Below are 19,647 nucleotides of genomic sequence, written 5' to 3' on the forward strand. Positions count from 1 at the left end.
CCGCCCGAACGAGCAGGCCGCAATCATCAAAAGTCAAACAATGATTGGCGCAAAAGCAAAACCAAAAGCGACACAAAGGGCAATACAGAGCGTGCCCGGCAGGAAGAATGGATGGTTGAAGACCAGCTTGCCAATGCGAGTTGAGCCGGTTTCATCCATTTCTACCGCGGCCAGCAATGTTGGGTAAGTCGGCAGCACAAACAGAGCAGATACCGCTGCGAAAGAAGCGATAGCCGTCACCGGATCAACCAGGGCCAGAGCCGCGGGCATCAGGGCTCGCGTGGTAGCAGCCTGAGAGTAAAGCAGCATGGAGGCGAAGAACAGGGTCACTGCCAGCAACCAGGGATAGCTGTTCAGAACACCACCCGCCAGGGTCTTGATAGAATCAATGTGCGCTCCCACAAAGGTATTCCCCAGCCATGCCACACCCAGCACACAGACACAGGCACTCATACCGGACTTGAAGGTCTGGGCATTGGGAATGTTGCTGGCATCAAGCTTGCAGAAAATAGTAATCATACCGGCAGCCAGCATCATGAATACCATGATGGCAGAGTTACGAGGCAGCACAGGATTTTCAATCAAACCCACATTGTCGCTGATAGCCGTGGCGTACAGTACTACCGCCAGAATACTCAGGGCAAAAATAACGACAGAGAGAACAGCACCTTGCTTACGTTCCTGACGGGCTTGCTTGCCACGCAAGCTGATCAAACCGGCCTTCAGTCTTTCCTGATAAACAGAATCCTTGTCCAGGTCCACACCCATAAAGTTACAGAGAACCGCCGTCAGCATAACTGCTGCGTAAGAAGTAGGAATGCAGATCGCCAGCAATTGCAGATAACCAATGCCGTAAGGCTCAAGGAAACCGCTAAATACGACAACAGCCGCAGAAACAGGGGATGCCGTAATGGCAATCTGGGAAGCGATCACCGCGATGCTCAGGGGGCGAGAAGGGCGAACACCGTTCTCTTTTGCCACTTCGGCAATTACCGGTAACGTAGAGTAAGAAGTATGACCCGTACCCGCCAGCAGTGTCATAACATAAGTCACGGTGGGTGCCAGAAAGGTAATATACTTTGGCTTACTGCGAAGCACCCTCTCTGCCAGCTCAACCAGGTAATCCAGTCCCCCGGCCACCTGCATGGCGGCCACGGCACCGATCACCGACATGATGATCATAATGACATCGATGGGAATGGCACCGGGTTCAAGTCCCAGGCCCAACGTTAGTACCAGTACGCCCATACCACCGGCAAAACCTATGCCGATACTACCCAGTCGGGCACCTATAAAAATGGCCCCAAGTAAAACTGCTAACTGAACCCAAAGCATGGAGAACTTACCCTTTTTCGAAATACTGCTTTCGACAGGCAATGATAGTATCACTGCCCGGCATAAGAAAAACTTAACGTTAATATATTAATCAGTTAACACCAGATGATAAATTAGTTTTCATGTTAAATTTTTTCGGTTTACCGAAATGGCTTTCCTGTATTGTCTGTTGGACCTGAGTTTTAGAGACGTTTATCCACCCTGCACTGATTCTCAATCGCCCAGATATAAAGTGGGGATACGAGCTTCAATCACTTCGCCATTGCACTCTTCAAGCCTGTAGGCTGCCGCCCCTGTTTTTGAAGATACTGCCTGATATAGCTCACCATCAATATAATGTAAGGCGGCACTGTCATCAGCTGCTATTCCGGGAGAGATCAGGCCTTTGCTTACCAGCCGATGATAAGTTGGCTTTCTTTCAGCCTCTCCATCATAGTGTGGACAGTTGCTGCCTGCCAGAAATCCAAGGCAGGAATAGGGTTCCAGAGTCTGCCCAAAAGAATCCGTCATCCCTTCTTCAAACCAACAGATGGAACCGGCGCTGATGCCACAGAGGACAATACCTTGCGCCAGTGCTTTTTCAAGAATTCGGTCAATACCATGAACCGCCCATATAGCCAGCATGTTCGCGGTGTTGCCACCACTGACGTAAATGATGTCCTGGGACAGCAGAAAATCTTCAAGATCCGTTTGGTCTCTGCGAAAAAGTTCCAGGTGAGTTGGTTGACAGTCAGCCTGGGTAAACCTGCGGTAAAACCGGGTGATGTATTCAGTGCTATCGCCAGCAGCGGTGGCTATAAAACAGATACGGGGATTGTTACTTGCGCAACTGAGAATGTAGTCGTCAAGCAATGGTGAGGATTCCATGGAAAAACCGCCTCCGCCCATGGCTATGATTTGTTGGTTTGGCATTGTTGTTTTCTCTTTTTGGTGAGTTTGTGTTGTTTTTGGGTTTGGTGGGTTGTTAGTGTACGACAAAGGAGCGTTATCACCTACCTTTTGGCGAAGGATGCTGGCACAATGTTGCTCAACAGAGTCTATTCACTGGGGCAGGCAGTAGGCTCGTAAGCCAAGGCATAGGTGCTCTTCAGTTGTTTCGAGGAATGCATCGGGCGGTAGCGTGCCAGTAATAATATGGCTGTTCAGTTTTATAGCTACAGGGCTTTGCTCTCAGGGTACTGTGTACTTTGGTCATAAAAAGAGATGGCATGATAAGCTCAATAACTCTTATTTGATTGAGAGAATAAAAAGGCACCCTTATATTTGACAAACAAACCAGCTTGTCTATTTTTTTTCTGTCGCTGATTTTTAGTTCTGGCAGGAAAGATTGTCACTCATGCGCGAAGCTCCCTGATCGGCCCAGCTTCGACCCCTTGTTATCACTATATAGCTCGATGTGTGCGCAGAGCATATTTGTGTGGAGAGGGCCATTTAATGGGCAAAACTACAAGCACCGACGGCAGTGGATTGTGGACAAGCTCAGGGAACTGGTTTCAATCTTTTCTATAGTGGATTCACGACAACCATCAACATACGGAGTCAAAATTGAATTGAATAGTTATATACCAATTTGGCTGACTGACACTGCTTCAGTTGTTTCTATCATCGGATTTATTGTCACATGCTTTTTATTTGTTGAAGCAAGAAAAATCAGAAATTCTTTCATGAGAAAAGCTAGAATTCCTGAGATAGTCAACGATCTGGATAGAATTTCAAGTGACTTAATATCCAATTTAAAGCAGTATAATAAAGAGAGTCGTTCCGCCCACGAAAAAGTACAAAAAGCTACAGCCCTCCTTGAAAGTGTATTACCCAAGATACCTGATGCTCAAAAGGAAAAAATCCAATCTTTTATAAATGGAACAAAAGAGGCTATAGAAAAGGGCTTGAATGAAGATAGTTCTTGGAATGTCTCTACAGAGCTTAGTGGTGTTGTTACATATCTTCAGCAAATAGCTAAAGATACAAGGTGGGATTAATTATGGATTTCAATAGCGAAAAAGAGCAACTAATTACACAGCTAATTAGAGAAACTATTGCCAATAATCTAACGTGGGCAGTTAAACCGCCACCATACTCACTAAAGCAAGCCACAGAGAACTATGTACCTCTATATATAGAGGGCGAATATAGAAATACCCGAATTGGTATTTATGAAATCAGGCAAAAATATTTTACAGATATTGATGAATATCATTGGACTGAAAATTTAGGCATTTGCATTGTTCAAGATCCAGAAATTGTGGTATGGCAAGTAGAAGAATATTCACCAGCCCTCAAAGAGCTTTTCAATATGGCCAGACACCAAGCTTCTGGTATACGGGGTATCTTGGGAATGTGAGTCTAATAGCTGTTAGCTGGCAGCAATTTGAAAGTTTTTTCTATTTTTCCAGTGGAAGAATAAGAGAAATAAAAGAAAGAGAATAAAAGGGCATCCTTATATTTGACAAACCAAACACCAGTAAACCGAAGTCACCTCGAAAACGGTGTCTGAAAGTATAGTCACCACCTCTGCCCTTTTACTCACTGTCGTTTAAACAAAGCGTGCAGACAACCCAAAGGAACATAAATTTTCTGCCATTGATTCCAGACTGTCTCCATGAGACTTTCTTCAAGTGGGATGCCATAAACTGCATGGCTTGAAATGCCATTGATCAAAGCGAGAGCCAATGCGGGAACGAGGATAATGCCGAGGTTTCTCAATAAACGTCTTGAGTCTAGTTGTGAGCCGGGCGGCAGGTTCCGTTCTGAGCGTTCTGGGATGAGGGACAGCAGAGAAAGTATGACTCGGATACTGACCCCGATTTTAACTCCGACGCCGACCCCGACTCCGGCCAGGAGTCCGGCAAGAGTTCCAACTCCGCGTCCAGCCCCGGGTAAAACTCCAGATACAGCTCCAGCCATGATGATAACTGCGTCCTGGGCCTTGGTCCCGGAGAAGCCTATGAATGCGGCCCCGGCTCCGGCTACGACTGCGACTCCAACAATATCACTATCGCCCGGCTTAAGTGCTGATAAAGAGATTATTGCTGAAATTATCCCTGTCAATGAAGCCGATGCGGCACAAGCAAACTTTCTTTTTGTACGCGTGGAAGCTCTGGCTTTCATTGTATCACTAATGATTGACCCGACTACTACGCCAGTAAGTAATGACAATGAGAGCTTTTCACCATAGGCATACTCTAAAGGTTGGATGGTTAGTTTATCTTGATACCGTAAAGCTTGGGTGACAAGAGCTCCGACTACAGTTCTTGACACGACCTCACCAGAAAAAATAGACAGAGTGACCAGAGGCACAAAAGAATGATTTTCTTTGGTGAATACTTTATAGCAAAAAAAACTTTTCCGTCCCATGCTTGCAAATCGCAGAGGCTGCCACCAGGCCTGTTCAACGGGCCAGGGTGATACTTGCCCGGCCAAAGCAACCTCAGTATGGGTGATAGCGGTTGCCAGTTGATGACAGTTACAGAAGCGTCCATCAAACTCCTCAGCGAACAGGCCAAGCCGACCCATAAGGACAGATATCAAATCGGTTGATTCGCAGATGGCGTACCAGAATCCATAATTTAAGAAAATGGAAACTGCCAGTCCGGAAGCACTGCCAGCCAGTTTCAGATCACTTTCAACCAGCGATGCATTATTGTAGTGGCTCAAAAAATCAAATTGTTCTTTTTTTGGTACGCCTGAATGGACGACAGAGCACATAAAAACAAAGGGCAAAAGTAGCGGTAATAATCTGCCAGAGGTCTTCATAAATCACAGCCAAGCAACTCCGTTCCAGAGTCCAAACATAACGTAAGTTCGACGTAAAAACATACACGGAAACCTTAGCCATTTAGCTATCTTCCAGTTATACGACCATCGATAACTATTCAGAGACTCCCATGTTTACGGCCAGTGTATTCTGTTATGTTGATGATTTCTTCCTGATTTTTGAACCAGAATGGCATAAACAGCTTATCTGTAATGCCAATAAACCTCCGGTCATATCAAAAATGTCGTTTGGTGAAAATTTGACAAACAAACCTGCTTGTCTAAGTTTTTTCTGTCGCTGATTTTTAGTTGCGGCAGGAGAGATCATGAAATTATTCACACTGGGTTTTATCATAATATTGTTTTCTAAAATAGCCAGCTGTGAGAATTGTGCAATTTGCCTGGAAGAAACCAATGATAACAATGAGGTTCAAGAGTTATGCTGTACTCATCGATATCACACAAACTGCCTGTATCGATGGGCTAATGTAAAAAGTATATGCCCTGTATGCAAAAAGAATATACATATCCATAGAGATATGTTCATTAATGTAAGACATGACTTGTGTTCACAATTATCAGTGCAAGGGTTGACGTTAAACAGCATATCTTTGAATTTTGAATTGGTTAATAGGAAGTTACAGCTTGCACTTAAGAATATGGCTACGCTTGGATTTCATCAATTCCTTGTTGCTGAAGAGTTAGAAAGGCAAAGAGAAGCTTTCATTAGAGAAAAACGTATCCGAGAAGAGCGAGAAATAAATAATCTGTGTAGGAGAATAAAAGGCTTATCTATTGAAGATTTTGAGTATGATAATCCGGAACCTATGGAATTTTGAAAAAATAAAGGGACACCCTGAAAAAATAAAAGGACACCCTTATATTTGACAAACAAACCAGCTTATCTACTTTTTTCCTGCCGCTGTTTTTCAGCTCCGGCAGACTAGAGCTGTCGACTTAATTGAAGCAATTTTGAATACGGCTACTTGCCGGTTGCCGAGAGTTCACACTTAAAAATAAATAAGCATATCCATTCGATCCCGATCAACAGATGCTCTGTAAATCAGTTTGTTTTCTTCTAATAAAGCAACTGATTTCAACAATAATTCATTACCCTGCTCAACACCCTCATTATAATGCATATATACGTCTATATACTGCTGTTTAATATCATTCAGGTAATCAATGCCATAACCATTCACGTAGCTGATACGGGCAGCATAGCCTTTAACATTCTGTTTTTGCTTAACCCGCATTTTGTCTTTCGCTGTATTGTAAACAACCTCTGCCAGATTAATAACCACTGGATCATAGTCGTGCCTCACTGTCAGTTTGAACTCCCCGGGTGCCTGATAGAGTGTATCCGGGGACACGGAAGCGGACATCGGATTAATGCCTTTGGCTAACAGATAATCATGATATCCTTCATACATTGTGTACCTTCTGATTGACTGCTGATCAGCAAAATCACGCAACCAACGGATATTATCATCTGTCAAAAAGCAGCTTCGATGATAGGAAGCGGTGTCCAGAATATCGCCCAAAGCCCAGGGAAAAGCTTCTACGACTTCGCGAACAATCTCTAATGCAGGGCGGCGGTCGGGTACAGTGTCAGAGTAATTATCAAGGTCAATCATACCGACCTTGTATTGAGTATTGCCGTTGTTATCCACTGTTTGAAAGGGAGGAATATTATCGTAACGAATGCGCTCTCCTGTTATCGCTCCATAAACGGTAAAGTCAGGGATTTCCCTCAGGCAGGCCATCGCCGTCAGATCTTTAATAGCATCACGATAACCTTCGCGATTCAGGCTGTACTCCATATAGTGTGCAAATTTATCTGTTGGTATATTGACCCGCTCTGTCAGCAACATCGCCTCACCACCTACGATCACCGGGAGCATTTCTGGAACAAACAGGTGTTCCAAGCCAAAAGCCTTAAAAAATGACCAGGCAGAGTGTACTCGATCTGAATTCCCCCAGTCGATTTTCAGAATATAACCAGGGTACTGATCAATGGAGTAGACAGCGCTCTTCCCGCCAACCCTGCGCCTGTCTTTTTGATGCTTAACAGGTTCTGGCCTTGAGTTCAATTCCGAAAGCACAGCGTAGATACCTGGTTCAGAACTGGCAATAGCGCTTGAAACAAAGCAGAACAGTGAGCCTACCAGATACTTTTTTATCCCGGATGGTTTCCATGTCTTTTCCATTTTTTTTCTCTCTCCTAAGCTGGATAATTCAGGACACGCAGGTTAGACATGCCAAGAAATAAAATGTTCCCAGGAACAAAAGCCGTCTGTATATTGGTGAACTGAAATTCCCAGTATTTACTCCCCCAGGAGTTCTTCTATGAAAAAGCCATTGATTGTTATTACCGGAGCCAGCTCTGGTATTGGTGAAGCGGTTGCCAGGGCCATGAGTCAACTTGGACATCCTCTGTTGCTACTGGCCAGAAGGGTTGAGCGCCTGGAGGCCCTGGATCTTCCTGACGCGCTGTGCCGGCGAGTGGATGTGACGGATCGTAATGCCTTGAAGCAAGCCATCGAAGAAGCCGAGTCCCGCTACGGACATACGGACTGTCTTGTCAACAATGCCGGGCTAATGCAGCTGGGACGTGCCGACGAACAGGATCCCGCCGAGTGGGATGCCATGGTCGATGTGAATATCAAAGGGGTTCTGAATGGCATTTATGCCGTTGCTGGCCAGATGAAAGCTCGAAAAGGCGGAACCATCATCAATATCAGCTCAGTGGCGGGTATCAAGGGTTTTCCAAATCATATGGCCTATTGTGGTACCAAGTTTGCCGTGCATGGGTTATCTGAAACACTGAGAGAAGAATTGTCTGACGACAGTGTAAGGGTAGTCACCATCGCCCCGGGAGCGGTAGAAACTGAACTGCTGAGCCATACAACGTCCAGCGACATCAAAGAGGGTTATGAACAGTGGAAAGATGGCATGGGCGGTGTTATTACGGCAGAAGATATTGCCCGTTGTATTACCTTCGTCTACCAGCAGCCACAGAATGTCTGTATCCGTGAACTGGTAGTGACGGCTACCCGGCAGATGGCATAGGAGCCTGTAGATCAGCACTCACTGATAACAGTAGCCGCAAGTTTTGCGGCTACTGTTATTGAGTGGTTCGGTTTTCGTTTCAGGTAAACGATTAATATTTATTTTTTAGTGGCTGTCAGGGTTTGATGGGCCGGGTAATGGCTTCCCGGAGGAAAGTCGGCCATTGTGATTCACCCAGCTTAACCGATGGCTTCAGCGGTTCAATAAACTTTAAACTTCTGGCTAAGTATTCCTTTTTCTGTTCTGGGAGAAGTTCATCGGAATAAGACTCTACTTCCTTCTCAATCTTCCTGCGCAAATCACTGTAATATCTCTGGCCGTCTATCCGTTTGCCTTGGTAATACAGGAAGGGGTCATAATCCTAACCTCCGTGTTAGTTTTTTATTTGACATTAAAATACTTGACCCGATAGACAATAAAAAGTTCCGGGGCATAAAACGGTACCGGACATATTCGGCAAGCTCGTAAGCTGATTAAGTCAGGTTAGCGATGATGGTCAAACCAACCACTGATTTAAAAGTCAGGTTGAAAAGTTCCAAATCATGCATATCCTTAAAAAGCCGTTAACTTTAAGGAGGTGTAAAAATGGTCAAGAAGCTTACTCAACTACTATGCATGTGCGTCATTTTACTGTGCAATGCTTTATATGCTAACGAGCAACTGAATAACTTGTATTACAAATTTTCAACTCAAAAAATGCCGGAACTCTTTGACTCTATACAAAGTGCATTAAATGAATCACCAGAACTTTCTCAAACAGCAAAAGTTAAAGAGCTGGCACAAGTAGCAAAAACAGCATATAGAACTTGGTATAAAAGTCTAGAAAGACTTAACAAAGGTGAATCGACCAAAGCAGCTGAGTTAATTAGAGAAAACATATCAATAGTATACTTTGAAAAAAAAATTGATGATTTTCTAGACTCGAAAAGCCATATGATTAGTTGGGAAATCCCTCTCTACCAGCAAGTAATTAATATCTTACTTGGAACATGGGGTGGCGCATTCTTCGAAAATGAGAGCTTATCAGAAGTCAGAAAAGAGTTTTATCATTTATTCACCTGTGATGAACATGATTGCGTCAAAATTGCAGAAGATTTTTCATCTGAAGAAAGTGAACTCCAAACTCATGCAATACAAAAATACTTTGAATGTAAGAAGAAAAAAGGTCTGCTCTACGGGCCTCATCTTGCTGAATTATGCGAATTAATTAATAACGACAACTTTGACAAAGTAACCTATTTTGTATGACCAAGGAACAAGGGTGAACAATACCTGATCTCCATTTGGCAGAGTTCACCACCGATTCAGTTGCTGACCGTTGAATCTGTCATTTAAACAGCGTCGAGAGATAATCCAGGGGCGCATAGAACTTTTTCCACTGAGTCCAACTGGTCTCTGAAAAGCCTTCTTCCAGTGGATAGCCATAAACAGCGTAGTTTGAAAAACTATTGATAACAGCGAAAGTTAACGCAGGCACCAGAGTAACACCGGCTTTGATAAACAAATTGTTTGAGGTTATCTTCGAACTGTGCAATATAAGCAAGGCTCCGACTCCGCCCAGAACTAAGGCTCCTGCCCCAGCTCCAGCTACGACTCCGACGCTGGCTCCGTCTGAAACATTGATTCCGGCTCCGACTCCGGCGATGACTCCAGCTCCGGCTCCAGCCATAGCTATAGCTATGGCTCCGCTTCCAGCTATGGCTCCGGCTAGGGCTCCGACTCCGTTTAAAGATCCGAGTATAGCTCCGGCTCCGGTGATGCTTACGCATACGGCTCCGACTCCGGCTACGATTCCGGCCTGTGTTTGTCCGCTCATATCAACAGTTAACACGGATTCAATTCCTGACAGGGTACCCACAATCGCTGCGCTAACAACAGAAGCAAGAGTCGCCTTTGCTGGACTGAGGCCTTTTTGGATCATGGCTTCATAAACGACAGTTCCTATCATAACTCCATCAGCCGCAGATAATACTGTGTATTCCCAAACCGCATACCATTCGGTTGAAATATCCCTTACGCCCATTTTTCTTAGAGTGATCGCCGAAATAGCACCGGCTCCAGTTCTTGATACCGCACTGGACGCAAGGTAGGTCAAGACTGCGACAGGTATCTGTCCCCTCGTTTTCGTAATAGCGCTATAAGCGGCCATTCCTGCACCGGCAAAATACAGGGGTTTCCACCGTCGCTGTTCCAGAGGCCAGGGGGACACATGCCCGGCCAGTGCTACTTCGGTGGCAGTCATCACCGGGGCCAGCTGCAAACAAAAATCCGTTTTCAACTTCTCCAGCTCCTTTGTGTCCGATTCCGCCAGATCATGTTTACTTGAAAGCCCGGAGAGTATTCCTGCAGTTTTACACACACCCCACCATATACCCATGTTGAGCAGGCTAGACAGAGAGACTCCAGCAATGCTTCTCGTTAACTCAAGCCCGTTTTCCACCAGTGCGGTGTCATTAAAAGGCTCGAGAAAATCAAAATCATTTTGTGAGGGATGGCTGGCCTGTGCCGTCGTACAAAGCAAACACAAAAGTAACGGACATAGGTTGAATGACTTTGTCATGGTGATTTCCCCGATCAAGAGACTGAACAAGAAATATAGATCCTAAACGGAGCTATGAATGACAATATCCTTAACTGCCCAGTGCGATATAAGACAGATATCAAATACTTTCAATGAACTGCGCCTTCAGTTGCTGACCGTTGAATCTGTCATTTAAACAGAGTCGAGAGATAATCCAGGGGTGCATAAAACTTTTTCCACTGAGTCCAGCTGGTCTCTGAAAGGCCCTCTTCCAGTGGATAACCATAAACAGCGTAGTTTGAAAGACTATTGATAACAGCGAAAGTTAACGCAGGCACCAGTGTAATACCGGCTTTAATAAAAGGATTGTTTGTGGTTGTCTTCGAACTCCTCAACATAAGCAAGGCTGTGACTCCGCCTAAGGCAAAGGACCCGGCTGCAATTCCGACTCCGGCTCCGAATTCGATTCCAGCTCCGAGTCCGACTTCAGCTCCGTTTTCGACTGCGATTATGGTTGTAGCTCCGACTCCTGGTAAAGCTCCTGCGCATGCACATACTCCTGCTATAACTCCGACTACAGCTTCGATTCCGGTTGTGCCTAAGGCTCCTGCCATAGCTCCTGCTCCGACTCCGGCTACGGGTACAACCCAGGCCATTACCTGTCCGTCCACATCAATCATTAACATCGAAAAAATTCCCGAGAGGGTGCTCGTAATTGCTGCGCTGACAACAGAAGCGAGTGCTACTTTTGCTGCACTTGAGCCTTTATGAATCATGACTTCATGCATGACAGCCCCTGCAATAATCCCATTCATTCCGGACAATAATGTGTATTCCGTAGCCTTATACCATTTAGCTGGAATATCCCTCACGCTCATGTTTCTTAGAATGAGCGTCGAAATGGTGCTGGCCCCAGTTCTTGTTACCGCTTCGGACGCAAGATAGACCAAGACTGCAACAGGTACGCGCGCCCTCGCTGCTGTCATAGTCGCATAAGCTGCCATTCCAGCACCGGCAAAATGCAGTGGTTTCCACCAGCACTGCTTCAGAGGCCAGGGAGAGACATGGCCCGCCAGCGCCACTTCGGCGGTAGTCACCACGGAAGCCAGCTGCATACAGAAATCCGTTTTTAACTTCCCCAGCTCCTTTGTATCCGATTCAGCCAGATCATATTTGCTTGAAAGCCCGGAGACTATTCCCGCTGCTTTACATACAGCCCACCATATACCCAGATTGAGCAGGGTAGACAAGGCGACTCCAGCGATGCTTCCCGTTAACTCAAGCCCGTTTTCCACCAGTGCGGTGTCATTAAAAGGCTCGAGAAAATCAAAATCATTTTGTGAGGGATGGCTGGCCTGTGCCATCGTACAAAGCAAACACAAAAGTAATGGACAGAGTTTGAATGACTTTGTCATGGTGATTTCCCAAATACAGTGACTGGACAGGAAATAGGCCAGCAACCGGACTGGTCAAATCCAGTTCTGGTAAACCGGCAGAGTTCACCGCCGGTTCAGTTGCTGAGCGTTGAATCTATTACTTAAACAAGGTAAAGAGATAATCCAGGGGCGCATAGAACTTTTTCCACTGAGTCCGGCCGGTTTCTGAAAGGCCCTCTTCCAGTGGATAACCATAAACAACGTAGTTTGAAAAACTATTGATAACAGCGAACGTTAACGCAGGCACCAGGGTAACACCGGCTTTTATAAACAAATTGTTTGAAGTTATTTTCGAACTTTCCAACATAAGCAAGGCTGTGACTCCGCCTAAGGCAAAGGACCCGGCTACAACTCCGACTCCGGCTCCGAGTCCGACTCCAGCTCCGTTTTCGACTGCGACTATGGTTGCAACCCCGACTCCTGCTGAGGCTCCTGCACATAGTACTGCTATACCTGCGACTACAGCTTCGATTCCGGTTGTGCCGATCATTAAGGCTCCTGCCATAGCTCCTGCCCCGACCCCGGCTACGGTTACAACCGCGGCCTGTGCCTTCGCGCCCACATCAATCATTAAAACTCCCGAGAGGGTACCCGTAATTGCTGCGCTGACAACAGAAGCGGGTCCTGCTTTTGTTGGACTTAAGCTTTTATGAATCATGACTTCATGTATGGCAGCCCCTGCAATAATCCCATTCATTCCGGATAATAATGCGTATTCCGCAGCCTCATACGGTTTAGTTGGAATATCCCTCACGCTCATTTTTCTTAGAATGAGCGTCGAGATAGTGCTGCCTCCAGTTCTTGCCACCGCCTCAGACGCAAGATAGACCAAGACTGCGGCAGGTACGCGTTCCCCCGGTCTCATAGTCGCATAAGCTGCCATTCCCGCGCCGGCAAAATACAGGGGTTTCCACCAGTGCTGATTCAAAGGCCAGGGAGACACATGCCCGGCCAGCGCCACTTCGGCAGTAGTTATCATGGGAGCCAGCTGCATACAGGATTCCGCCAGATCATTACTTGAAAGCCTGGAGTCTATTCCCGCTGTTTTACATACACCCCACCATATACCCAGATTGAGCAGGGTAGACAAGGAGACTCCAGCAATGCTTCCCGTGAGCTTAACCCCGTTTTCCACCAGTACGGTGTCATTAGAAGGCTCAAGAAAATCAAAATCATTTTGTGAAAGATGGCTGGCCTGTGCCATCGTACAAAGCAAACACAAAAGTAATGGACAGAGTTTGAATGACTTTGTCATGGTGATTTCCCCGATCAAGAGACTGAACAAGAAATATAGATCCTATACGGAGCTATGAATGACAATATCCTTAACTGCCCAGTGAAATATAAGACAGATATCAAATACTTTCGATGAACTGCGCCTTCAGTTGTTGACCGTTGAATCTGTCATTTAAACAGAGTCGAGAGATAATCCAGGGGTGCATAAAACTTTTTCCACTGAGTAAAGCCGATCTCTGAAAAGCCTTCTTCCAGTGGATAGCCATAAACGGCGTAGTTTGCAAGACTATTGATATAAGCGAGGGTTAACGCAGGCACCAGTGTAATACCGGCTTTAACAAACGGATTGATTGTGGTTGTCTCCGAACTCCTCAACATATGTAAGGCTGTGATTGTGCCTAAGGCAAAGGACCCGGCTGCAACTCCGACTCCGGCTCCGAATCCGATTACCGCTCCGACTCCGGTACTGGCTACAGCCGAGGGTATAACTCCGATTCCGGCTAAGGCTCCTACACCTGCTCCTACTCCTGCCATAACTACGGCTACAACTTCGATTCCGGCTGGGACTAAGACTCCCGCTATGGCTCCTGCTCCGGCTCCTGCCACGGTTGTAACTGCAGCCAGTGCCTGTCCGCCCGCATCAATCATTAACATTGAAATAACTCCCGAGAAGGTACCCGTAATCGCTGCGCTGACAACAGCAGCAAGGGTCGCTTTCGCCGGACTTGAGCCTTTATAGATCATGGCTTCATAAAAGACAGCCCCTGCAAGAATCCCATTCATTCCAGACAATACTGCGTATTCCGCAGCCTGATACCATTTAGTTGTAATATGCCTCACGCTCATTGTTTTTAGAATGAGCGTCGAAATAGTGCTGGCTCCAGTTCTTGTTACCGCTTCGGACGCAAGGTAGGTCAGGACTGCAACAGGTATCTGCCCCCTCTCTTTCGTCATAGTCGCATAAACTGCCATTCCTGCACCGGCAAAATACAGGGGTCGCCACCAGCGCTGGTCCAGGGGCCAGGGAGACACATGACCGGCCAGCACCACTTCGGCGGTCGTTATCACGGGAGCCAGCTGCATACAGAAATCCGTTTTCAATGTCTCCAGCTCCTTTGTATCCGATTCAGCCAGATCATATGTGCTTGAAAGCTTAGCGACTACTCCCCCTGTTTTACATACAGCCCACCATATACCCAGATTGAGCAGGGTAGACAAAGAGACTCCGGCGATGCTTTCCCCTAACTTGGACCCGTTTTCCACCAGTGCGGTGTTATTAAAAGGCTTAAGAAAATCAAAATCACTTTGTAAGGGAGGGCTGGCCTGTGCCATCGTACAAAGCAAACACAAAAGTAACGAACAGAGTTTGAATGACTTTGTCATGGTGATTTCCAAGGTGAAGTGACTGAACAAGAAATATAGATCCTAAACGGAGCTATGAATGACAATATCCTTAACTGCCCAGTGCGATATAAGACAGATATCAAATACTTTCGATGAACTGCGCCTTCAGTTGCTGACCGTTGAATCTGTTAGTTAAACAGAGTCGAGAGATAATCCAGGGGCGCATAAAACTTTTTCCACTGAGTCCAGCCGGTCTCTGATAAGCCTTCTTCCAGTGGACAGCCATAAACCGCGTAGTTTGAAAAACTATTGATAACAGCGAAAGTCAACGCAGGCACCAGAGTGGCAATGGCTTTAATAAACGGGTTATTTGAGTTTATCTTCGAATTGCCGTACATAAGCAACGCTGTGACTACACCTGAAGTAAAGGCTCCAGCGATGGTTCCAGCTAAGGTGCCCAATTCGGCTGTTAAGGATCCGGGGCTGTCTGTGGCTACTATGGCTGCGACTGCGGCTATTGCTGTAGCTACGGCTGCGGCTTCGGCTATGGTTGCAATTCCGGTTTCGACTCCACTTACAGTTGCGCCTGCTGCTCCGACTGCGGCTCCAGCTCCGGCTATAGCCCCGATTTGGGCTATGGATCCAGCTTCGATTCCGGCTTCTGCCTTTGCCTGTCCGTCCGTATTAATTGTGAACAGCGAAGCAATTCCAGAGAAGGTGCCCATAATTGCTGCACTGACAACAGAAGCAAGAGCCGCTTTTGCTGGCCTGAGTCCTTTATGAGTCATGGCTTCATAGACGACAGTGCCTACGATAATTCCATTAACCGCAGAAAATACTGTGTATTCCGAAGCCAAATACCATTCAGTTGCCATGCCCCTTAAGCCCATTTTTCTTAGATTGAACACCGAAATTGCACTGGCTCCAGTTCTTGATACCGCTTCGGACGCAAGGTAGGTCAAGACTGTGGCAGGTAGGTGTTCCCTCGCTTCTGTCATAGTCGCATAAACTGTCATTCCTGCACCGGCAAAATACAGGGGTCTCCACCAGCGCTGGTCCAGGGGCCAGGGAGAGATATGTCCGGCCAGCGCCACTTCGGCGGTCGTTATCATGGGAGCCAGCTGCATACAGAAATCCGTTTTCAATTTCTCCAGCTCCTTTGTATCCGATTCAGCCAGGTCATATGCGCTTGAAAGCCCAGCAACTGTTCCCGCTGTTTTACATACAGCCCACCATACACCCAGATTGAGCAAGGTAGACAAAGAGACTCCGGCAATCCTTTCCGTCAGCACAAGCCCGTTTTCCACCAATACGGTGTTATTAAGAGGCTTAAGAAAATCAAAATCACTTTGTGAGGGAGGGCTGGCCTGTGCCATCGTACAAAACAAACACAAAAGTAACGGACAGAGTTTGAACACCTTTGTCATAGTGATTTCCCAGATACAGTGACTGAACAGGAAATATAGATCCTAAACGGAGCTATGAATGACAATATCCTTAACTGCCCAGTGCGATATAAGACAGATATCAAATACTTTCGATGAACTGCGCCTTCAGTTGCTGACCGTTGAATCTGTCAGTTAAACAGAGTTGAGAGATAATCCAGGGGCTCATAGAACTTTTTCCACTGAATCCAGACGGTCTCTGAAAAACCTTCTTCCAGTGGATAGCCATACACGGCATAGTTTGAAAGACTATTGATAACGGCGAAAGTCAACGCAGGCAACAGAGTAACACCGGCTTTAATAAACGGGTTGTTTGAGGCTATCTTCGAACTGCCCAACATCAGTAAGACTGCTACTCCCCCTAAGGCGAAGGATCCAGCCAGGGCTCCGACCCCGGCTCCGACTCCGGCTCCGACTCCGACTCTGACTCCGGATAAAATTATGGTTCCGGTTCCAGTTCCGGCTCCGGCTATGGTTCCAGCTATGGCGCCATCTCCAGCTCTGGCTATAGCCCTGGCTCTGGCTATGAATACAGCTCCTGCTCCGGTTACGGCTACGGCTCCGACTCCGGCTATGGCTCCGACCGCAGCCTGTGTCTGCCCACCCACGTCAATGGTTAACACTGAGATAATTCCCGAGAGGGTGCCCGTAATTGCGGCACTGACAACAGAAGCAAGAGTTGCTTTTGCTGGACTTGAGCCTTTATGGGTCATGGTTTCATAGAAGACAGCGCCTGCAACAACCCCATTAATTCCAGACAATACTGTGTATTCCGCAGCCGTATACCATTCAGCTGAAATATCTCTTACACTCATTTTTCTTAGCATAAACGCTGAAATAGCACTGGCTCCAGTTCTTGATATCGCTTCGGACGCAAGATAGATCAAGACTGCGACAGGTACCTGCTCCCTCGTTTTCGTAAAAGTGGCATAGGCTGCCATTCCTACACCGGCAACATACAGGGGTTTCCACCAGCGCTGCTCCAGAGGCCAGCGAGACACATGCCCGGCCATCGCCATTTCAGCGGTGGTTATCACGGGAGCCAGCTGCAAACAGAAATCCGTTTTCAATTTCGCCGCCTCATTTGTATCCGATTCAGCCAGATCGTGTGTGCTTGAAAGCCCGGAGACTATTTCCGCTGTTTTACATACACCCCACCATACACCCAGGTTGAGCAGGATAGACAAAGAGACTCCAGCAATACTTCCCGTTAACTCAAGCCCGTTTTCCACCAGTGCGGTGTCATTAAATGGCTCAAGAAAATCAAAATCATTTTGTGACGGAGGTCTGGCCTCGGCCGTCGTATAAAGCAAACACAAAAGTAACGGACACAGATTGAATAGCTTTGTCATGGTGATTTCCCGGATACAACGACTGAGCAGGAAATATAGATCCTAAACGGAGCTATGAATGACAATATCCTTAACTACCCAGTGCGATATAAGACAGCTATCAAATACTTTCAATAGACTGCGCCTTCTGCGGCGGCTGAACCAGGTATTGGGCGTTTCTGTACAATCTTTCAATGTCTGCTACGCTCATTGCTCCTATCAACAAAAGGTAATGGTGTAACAATAATGGTACGCAGTATGTCATTAGATTCCAGGGTCGAGAGACTTGAATCCCATTTTGACTCACTGGATGGTGCAGTACGCAGTCTCGTCGAGATCACTCAAGAAACACATAGAATAATGCTGGAAAACCAGCGTGAAAACCGCATCAGATTTGACAAAATCGACAGGCGTTTAGCTGAACACGACAATTATTTAAACAAAATCGACGATCGTTTGGACGAACATGACAAACGCTTTGACAATATCGACAAACGTTTGGACGAACATGACAAACGTTTTGACGAACATGACAAACGCTTTGACAACATCGACAAACGTTTGGACGAACATGACAAACGTTTTGACGAACATGACAAACGCTTTGACAACATCGACAAACGTTTGGACGAACATGACAAACGTTTTGACAATATCGACGAACGTTTTGACAATATCGACAAACGTTTTGACGAACACGACGAACGTTTTGACAATATTGACAAACGTTTTGACAAAATCGAGGGCTCACTAGACATCATTGTCAAGCATCTAGAAAAATAACCAATCCACCTAACGAATAAGTCCAGCGATGCAGGAACTCACAGAATTTTTGTGACAAAGCCAACAAAAAACCGGTGAACTCTGAGAGTATCACCGGTTTTTTTGTACCGAGAGCACCTGGGCACCCTCGGGTAAACAGCTGTTTCAGACCGCTGGATTAACCACCAAAGTCGTCCAACAGAATGTTTTCAGGCTCAACACCCTGGTCTTCAAGCATCTTGATCACCGCGGCGTTCATCATGGGAGGACCACACATGTAGAACTCACAGTCTTCAGGTGCAGCGTGCTCTTTCAGATAGTTATCGAACAGTACCTGATGGATGAAGCCGGTGTAACCTTCCCAGTTATCCTCTGGCTGAGGATCAGACAGCGCCAGATGCCAGGTAAAGTTAGGGTTATCCTCTGCCAGCTTGTCGAACTCTTCTACGTAGAAGGCTTCACGCAGGGAGCGGGCACCGTACCAGAACGAGATCTTGCGGCTAGACGACAGACGTTTGAGCTGGTCGAAGATATGGGAACGCATAGGTGCCATACCTGCACCACCGCCGACAAAGACCATTTCGTTGTCAGTCTCTTTGGCGAAGAATTCACCGAAGGGGCCGTAAACGGTCATCTTGTCACCTGGCTTCAGGTTGAAGACGTAAGAAGACATCTTGCCCGGAGCAAAGTCAGTTCCCGGAGGTGGTGAAGCGATACGAATGTTGAACTTCAGGAGACCTTTCTCTTCAGGGTAGTTGGCCATGGAGTAGGCACGAATGGTCTCTTCATCCACCTTGGAAACGTACTTCCACTGGTCAAACTTGTCCCAGTCGCCACGGTACTCTTCCTGAATGTCGAAGTTCTTGTACTCAACGGTGTGAACAGGCGCTTCCAGCTGCACGTAACCACCGGCGCGGAAGTTAACGTTTTCACCTTCCGGCAGTTTCAGAACCAGCTCTTTAATGAAAGTGGCAACGTTGTCGTTGGAAACCACTTCACATTCCCACTTCTTAACGCCGAAGAGTTCTTCTTCAACTTCGATTTCCATGTCCTGCTTAACGTTCACCTGGCAGGACAGGCGCCAGCCTTCCTTCTCTTCACGTTTGGTGAAGTGAGAACGTTCGGTAGGCAGCATCTCACCGCCACCGTCGAGCACTTTACACTTGCACTGCGCACAGGTACCGCCACCACCGCAGGCCGATGGCAGGAAAACGCCGGCACCGGACAGGGTGGTCAAAAGCTTGCCACCAGCGACCGTGGTAACGGCTTTCTCAGGATCTTCGTTGATGTTGATAGTGACATCACCGGTGCTGACCAGTCGCGAGCGGGCTGCCAAAATAACCGCTACGAGCGTCAGCACGATAACGGTAAACATGACTACGCCCAATACGATTGTAGAATCCATATTTACA

At 46.7% G+C, this 19,647-nt stretch carries 18 protein-coding genes; 6 read left to right on the forward strand and 12 right to left on the reverse strand.

What is annotated here, in order from left to right; translation table 11 throughout:
- Positions 1-33 precede the first annotated feature (33 nt).
- Positions 34-1,335, reverse strand: a complete 1,302-nt coding sequence (locus K7B67_RS12190) for an anaerobic C4-dicarboxylate transporter (protein WP_252176152.1) — start codon at positions 1,333-1,335, stop codon at positions 34-36.
- 213 nt (positions 1,336-1,548) lie between these two features.
- Positions 1,549-2,247 (reverse strand): peptidase E, encoded by a 699-nt coding sequence (locus K7B67_RS12195; protein ID WP_252176153.1) that lies wholly within the window; start codon positions 2,245-2,247, stop codon positions 1,549-1,551.
- Between the two features lie 557 nt (positions 2,248-2,804).
- Between K7B67_RS12195 and K7B67_RS12200 the strand changes: the two genes are divergently transcribed.
- The gene (locus K7B67_RS12200; RefSeq protein ID WP_252176154.1) at positions 2,805-3,314 is read left to right on the forward strand and encodes a hypothetical protein; all 510 of its coding nucleotides are present in this window, start codon (positions 2,805-2,807) and stop codon (positions 3,312-3,314) included.
- Positions 3,315-3,316: 2 nt separating this feature from the next.
- Complete coding sequence (locus K7B67_RS12205) at positions 3,317-3,676, forward strand: hypothetical protein (protein ID WP_252176155.1); 360 nt, start codon at positions 3,317-3,319, stop codon at positions 3,674-3,676.
- A gap of 182 nt (positions 3,677-3,858) precedes the next feature.
- On the opposite strand, the gene K7B67_RS12210 is transcribed toward K7B67_RS12205, so the two are convergent.
- Positions 3,859-5,088: a hypothetical protein gene (locus K7B67_RS12210; RefSeq protein WP_252176156.1), complete on the reverse strand. Its 1,230-nt coding sequence runs from the start codon at positions 5,086-5,088 to the stop codon at positions 3,859-3,861.
- 326 nt (positions 5,089-5,414) lie between these two features.
- On the opposite strand from K7B67_RS12210, the gene K7B67_RS12215 reads away from it, so the two are divergent.
- The gene (locus tag K7B67_RS12215; RefSeq protein ID WP_252176157.1) at positions 5,415-5,927 is read left to right on the forward strand and encodes an RING finger domain-containing protein; all 513 of its coding nucleotides are present in this window, start codon (positions 5,415-5,417) and stop codon (positions 5,925-5,927) included.
- A 171-nt stretch (positions 5,928-6,098) separates the two neighbouring features.
- Here the strand turns inward: K7B67_RS12215 and K7B67_RS12220 are convergent, their stop codons facing one another.
- Complete coding sequence (locus K7B67_RS12220; protein WP_252176158.1) at positions 6,099-7,298, reverse strand: hypothetical protein; 1,200 nt, start codon at positions 7,296-7,298, stop codon at positions 6,099-6,101.
- Between the two features lie 139 nt (positions 7,299-7,437).
- On the opposite strand from K7B67_RS12220, the gene K7B67_RS12225 reads away from it, so the two are divergent.
- Positions 7,438-8,160 (forward strand): SDR family oxidoreductase, encoded by a 723-nt coding sequence (locus K7B67_RS12225; RefSeq protein WP_252176159.1) that lies wholly within the window; start codon positions 7,438-7,440, stop codon positions 8,158-8,160.
- A 115-nt stretch (positions 8,161-8,275) separates the two neighbouring features.
- Here K7B67_RS12225 and K7B67_RS12230 read toward each other — a convergent pair whose 3' ends face one another.
- Positions 8,276-8,458, reverse strand: a complete 183-nt coding sequence (locus K7B67_RS12230; protein WP_252176160.1) for a hypothetical protein — start codon at positions 8,456-8,458, stop codon at positions 8,276-8,278.
- A gap of 287 nt (positions 8,459-8,745) precedes the next feature.
- Between K7B67_RS12230 and K7B67_RS12235 the strand changes: the two genes are divergently transcribed.
- Entirely contained in the window at positions 8,746-9,408 is a 663-nt protein-coding gene (locus K7B67_RS12235; RefSeq protein WP_252176161.1) for a hypothetical protein, read from the forward strand.
- Positions 9,409-9,487: 79 nt separating this feature from the next.
- Here K7B67_RS12235 and K7B67_RS23955 read toward each other — a convergent pair whose 3' ends face one another.
- The 6 genes from K7B67_RS23955 to K7B67_RS12270 form a co-directional block, all read right to left on the reverse strand.
- Complete coding sequence (locus K7B67_RS23955) at positions 9,488-10,720, reverse strand: hypothetical protein (RefSeq protein WP_276576699.1); 1,233 nt, start codon at positions 10,718-10,720, stop codon at positions 9,488-9,490.
- Between the two features lie 149 nt (positions 10,721-10,869).
- Positions 10,870-12,096, reverse strand: a complete 1,227-nt coding sequence (locus tag K7B67_RS12250) for a hypothetical protein (protein WP_252176163.1) — start codon at positions 12,094-12,096, stop codon at positions 10,870-10,872.
- A 118-nt stretch (positions 12,097-12,214) separates the two neighbouring features.
- The gene (locus tag K7B67_RS12255) at positions 12,215-13,372 is read right to left on the reverse strand and encodes a hypothetical protein (RefSeq protein ID WP_252176164.1); all 1,158 of its coding nucleotides are present in this window, start codon (positions 13,370-13,372) and stop codon (positions 12,215-12,217) included.
- 149 nt (positions 13,373-13,521) lie between these two features.
- Positions 13,522-14,766, reverse strand: a complete 1,245-nt coding sequence (locus K7B67_RS12260; RefSeq protein ID WP_252176165.1) for a hypothetical protein — start codon at positions 14,764-14,766, stop codon at positions 13,522-13,524.
- A gap of 119 nt (positions 14,767-14,885) precedes the next feature.
- On the reverse strand, positions 14,886-16,124 hold the full coding sequence (locus K7B67_RS12265) for a hypothetical protein (protein WP_252176166.1): 1,239 nt from the start codon (positions 16,122-16,124) through the stop codon (positions 14,886-14,888).
- Positions 16,125-16,273: 149 nt separating this feature from the next.
- Entirely contained in the window at positions 16,274-17,494 is a 1,221-nt protein-coding gene (locus K7B67_RS12270; protein WP_252176167.1) for a hypothetical protein, read from the reverse strand.
- A 237-nt stretch (positions 17,495-17,731) separates the two neighbouring features.
- Here K7B67_RS12270 and K7B67_RS12275 point away from each other — a divergent pair, with 237 nt between their 5' ends.
- Positions 17,732-18,256 carry a hypothetical protein gene (locus K7B67_RS12275; RefSeq protein ID WP_252176168.1) on the forward strand — a complete coding sequence of 175 codons (525 nt, stop codon included), beginning with the start codon at positions 17,732-17,734 and terminating at the stop codon, positions 18,254-18,256.
- A gap of 157 nt (positions 18,257-18,413) precedes the next feature.
- Here the strand turns inward: K7B67_RS12275 and nqrF are convergent, their stop codons facing one another.
- On the reverse strand, positions 18,414-19,640 hold the full coding sequence (gene nqrF / locus K7B67_RS12280; RefSeq protein WP_252176169.1) for an NADH:ubiquinone reductase (Na(+)-transporting) subunit F: 1,227 nt from the start codon (positions 19,638-19,640) through the stop codon (positions 18,414-18,416).
- Between the last annotated feature and the right edge of the window lie 7 nt (positions 19,641-19,647).

The organism is Endozoicomonas sp. 4G, assembly GCF_023822025.1.
Taxonomy (GTDB): domain Bacteria; phylum Pseudomonadota; class Gammaproteobacteria; order Pseudomonadales; family Endozoicomonadaceae; genus Endozoicomonas_A.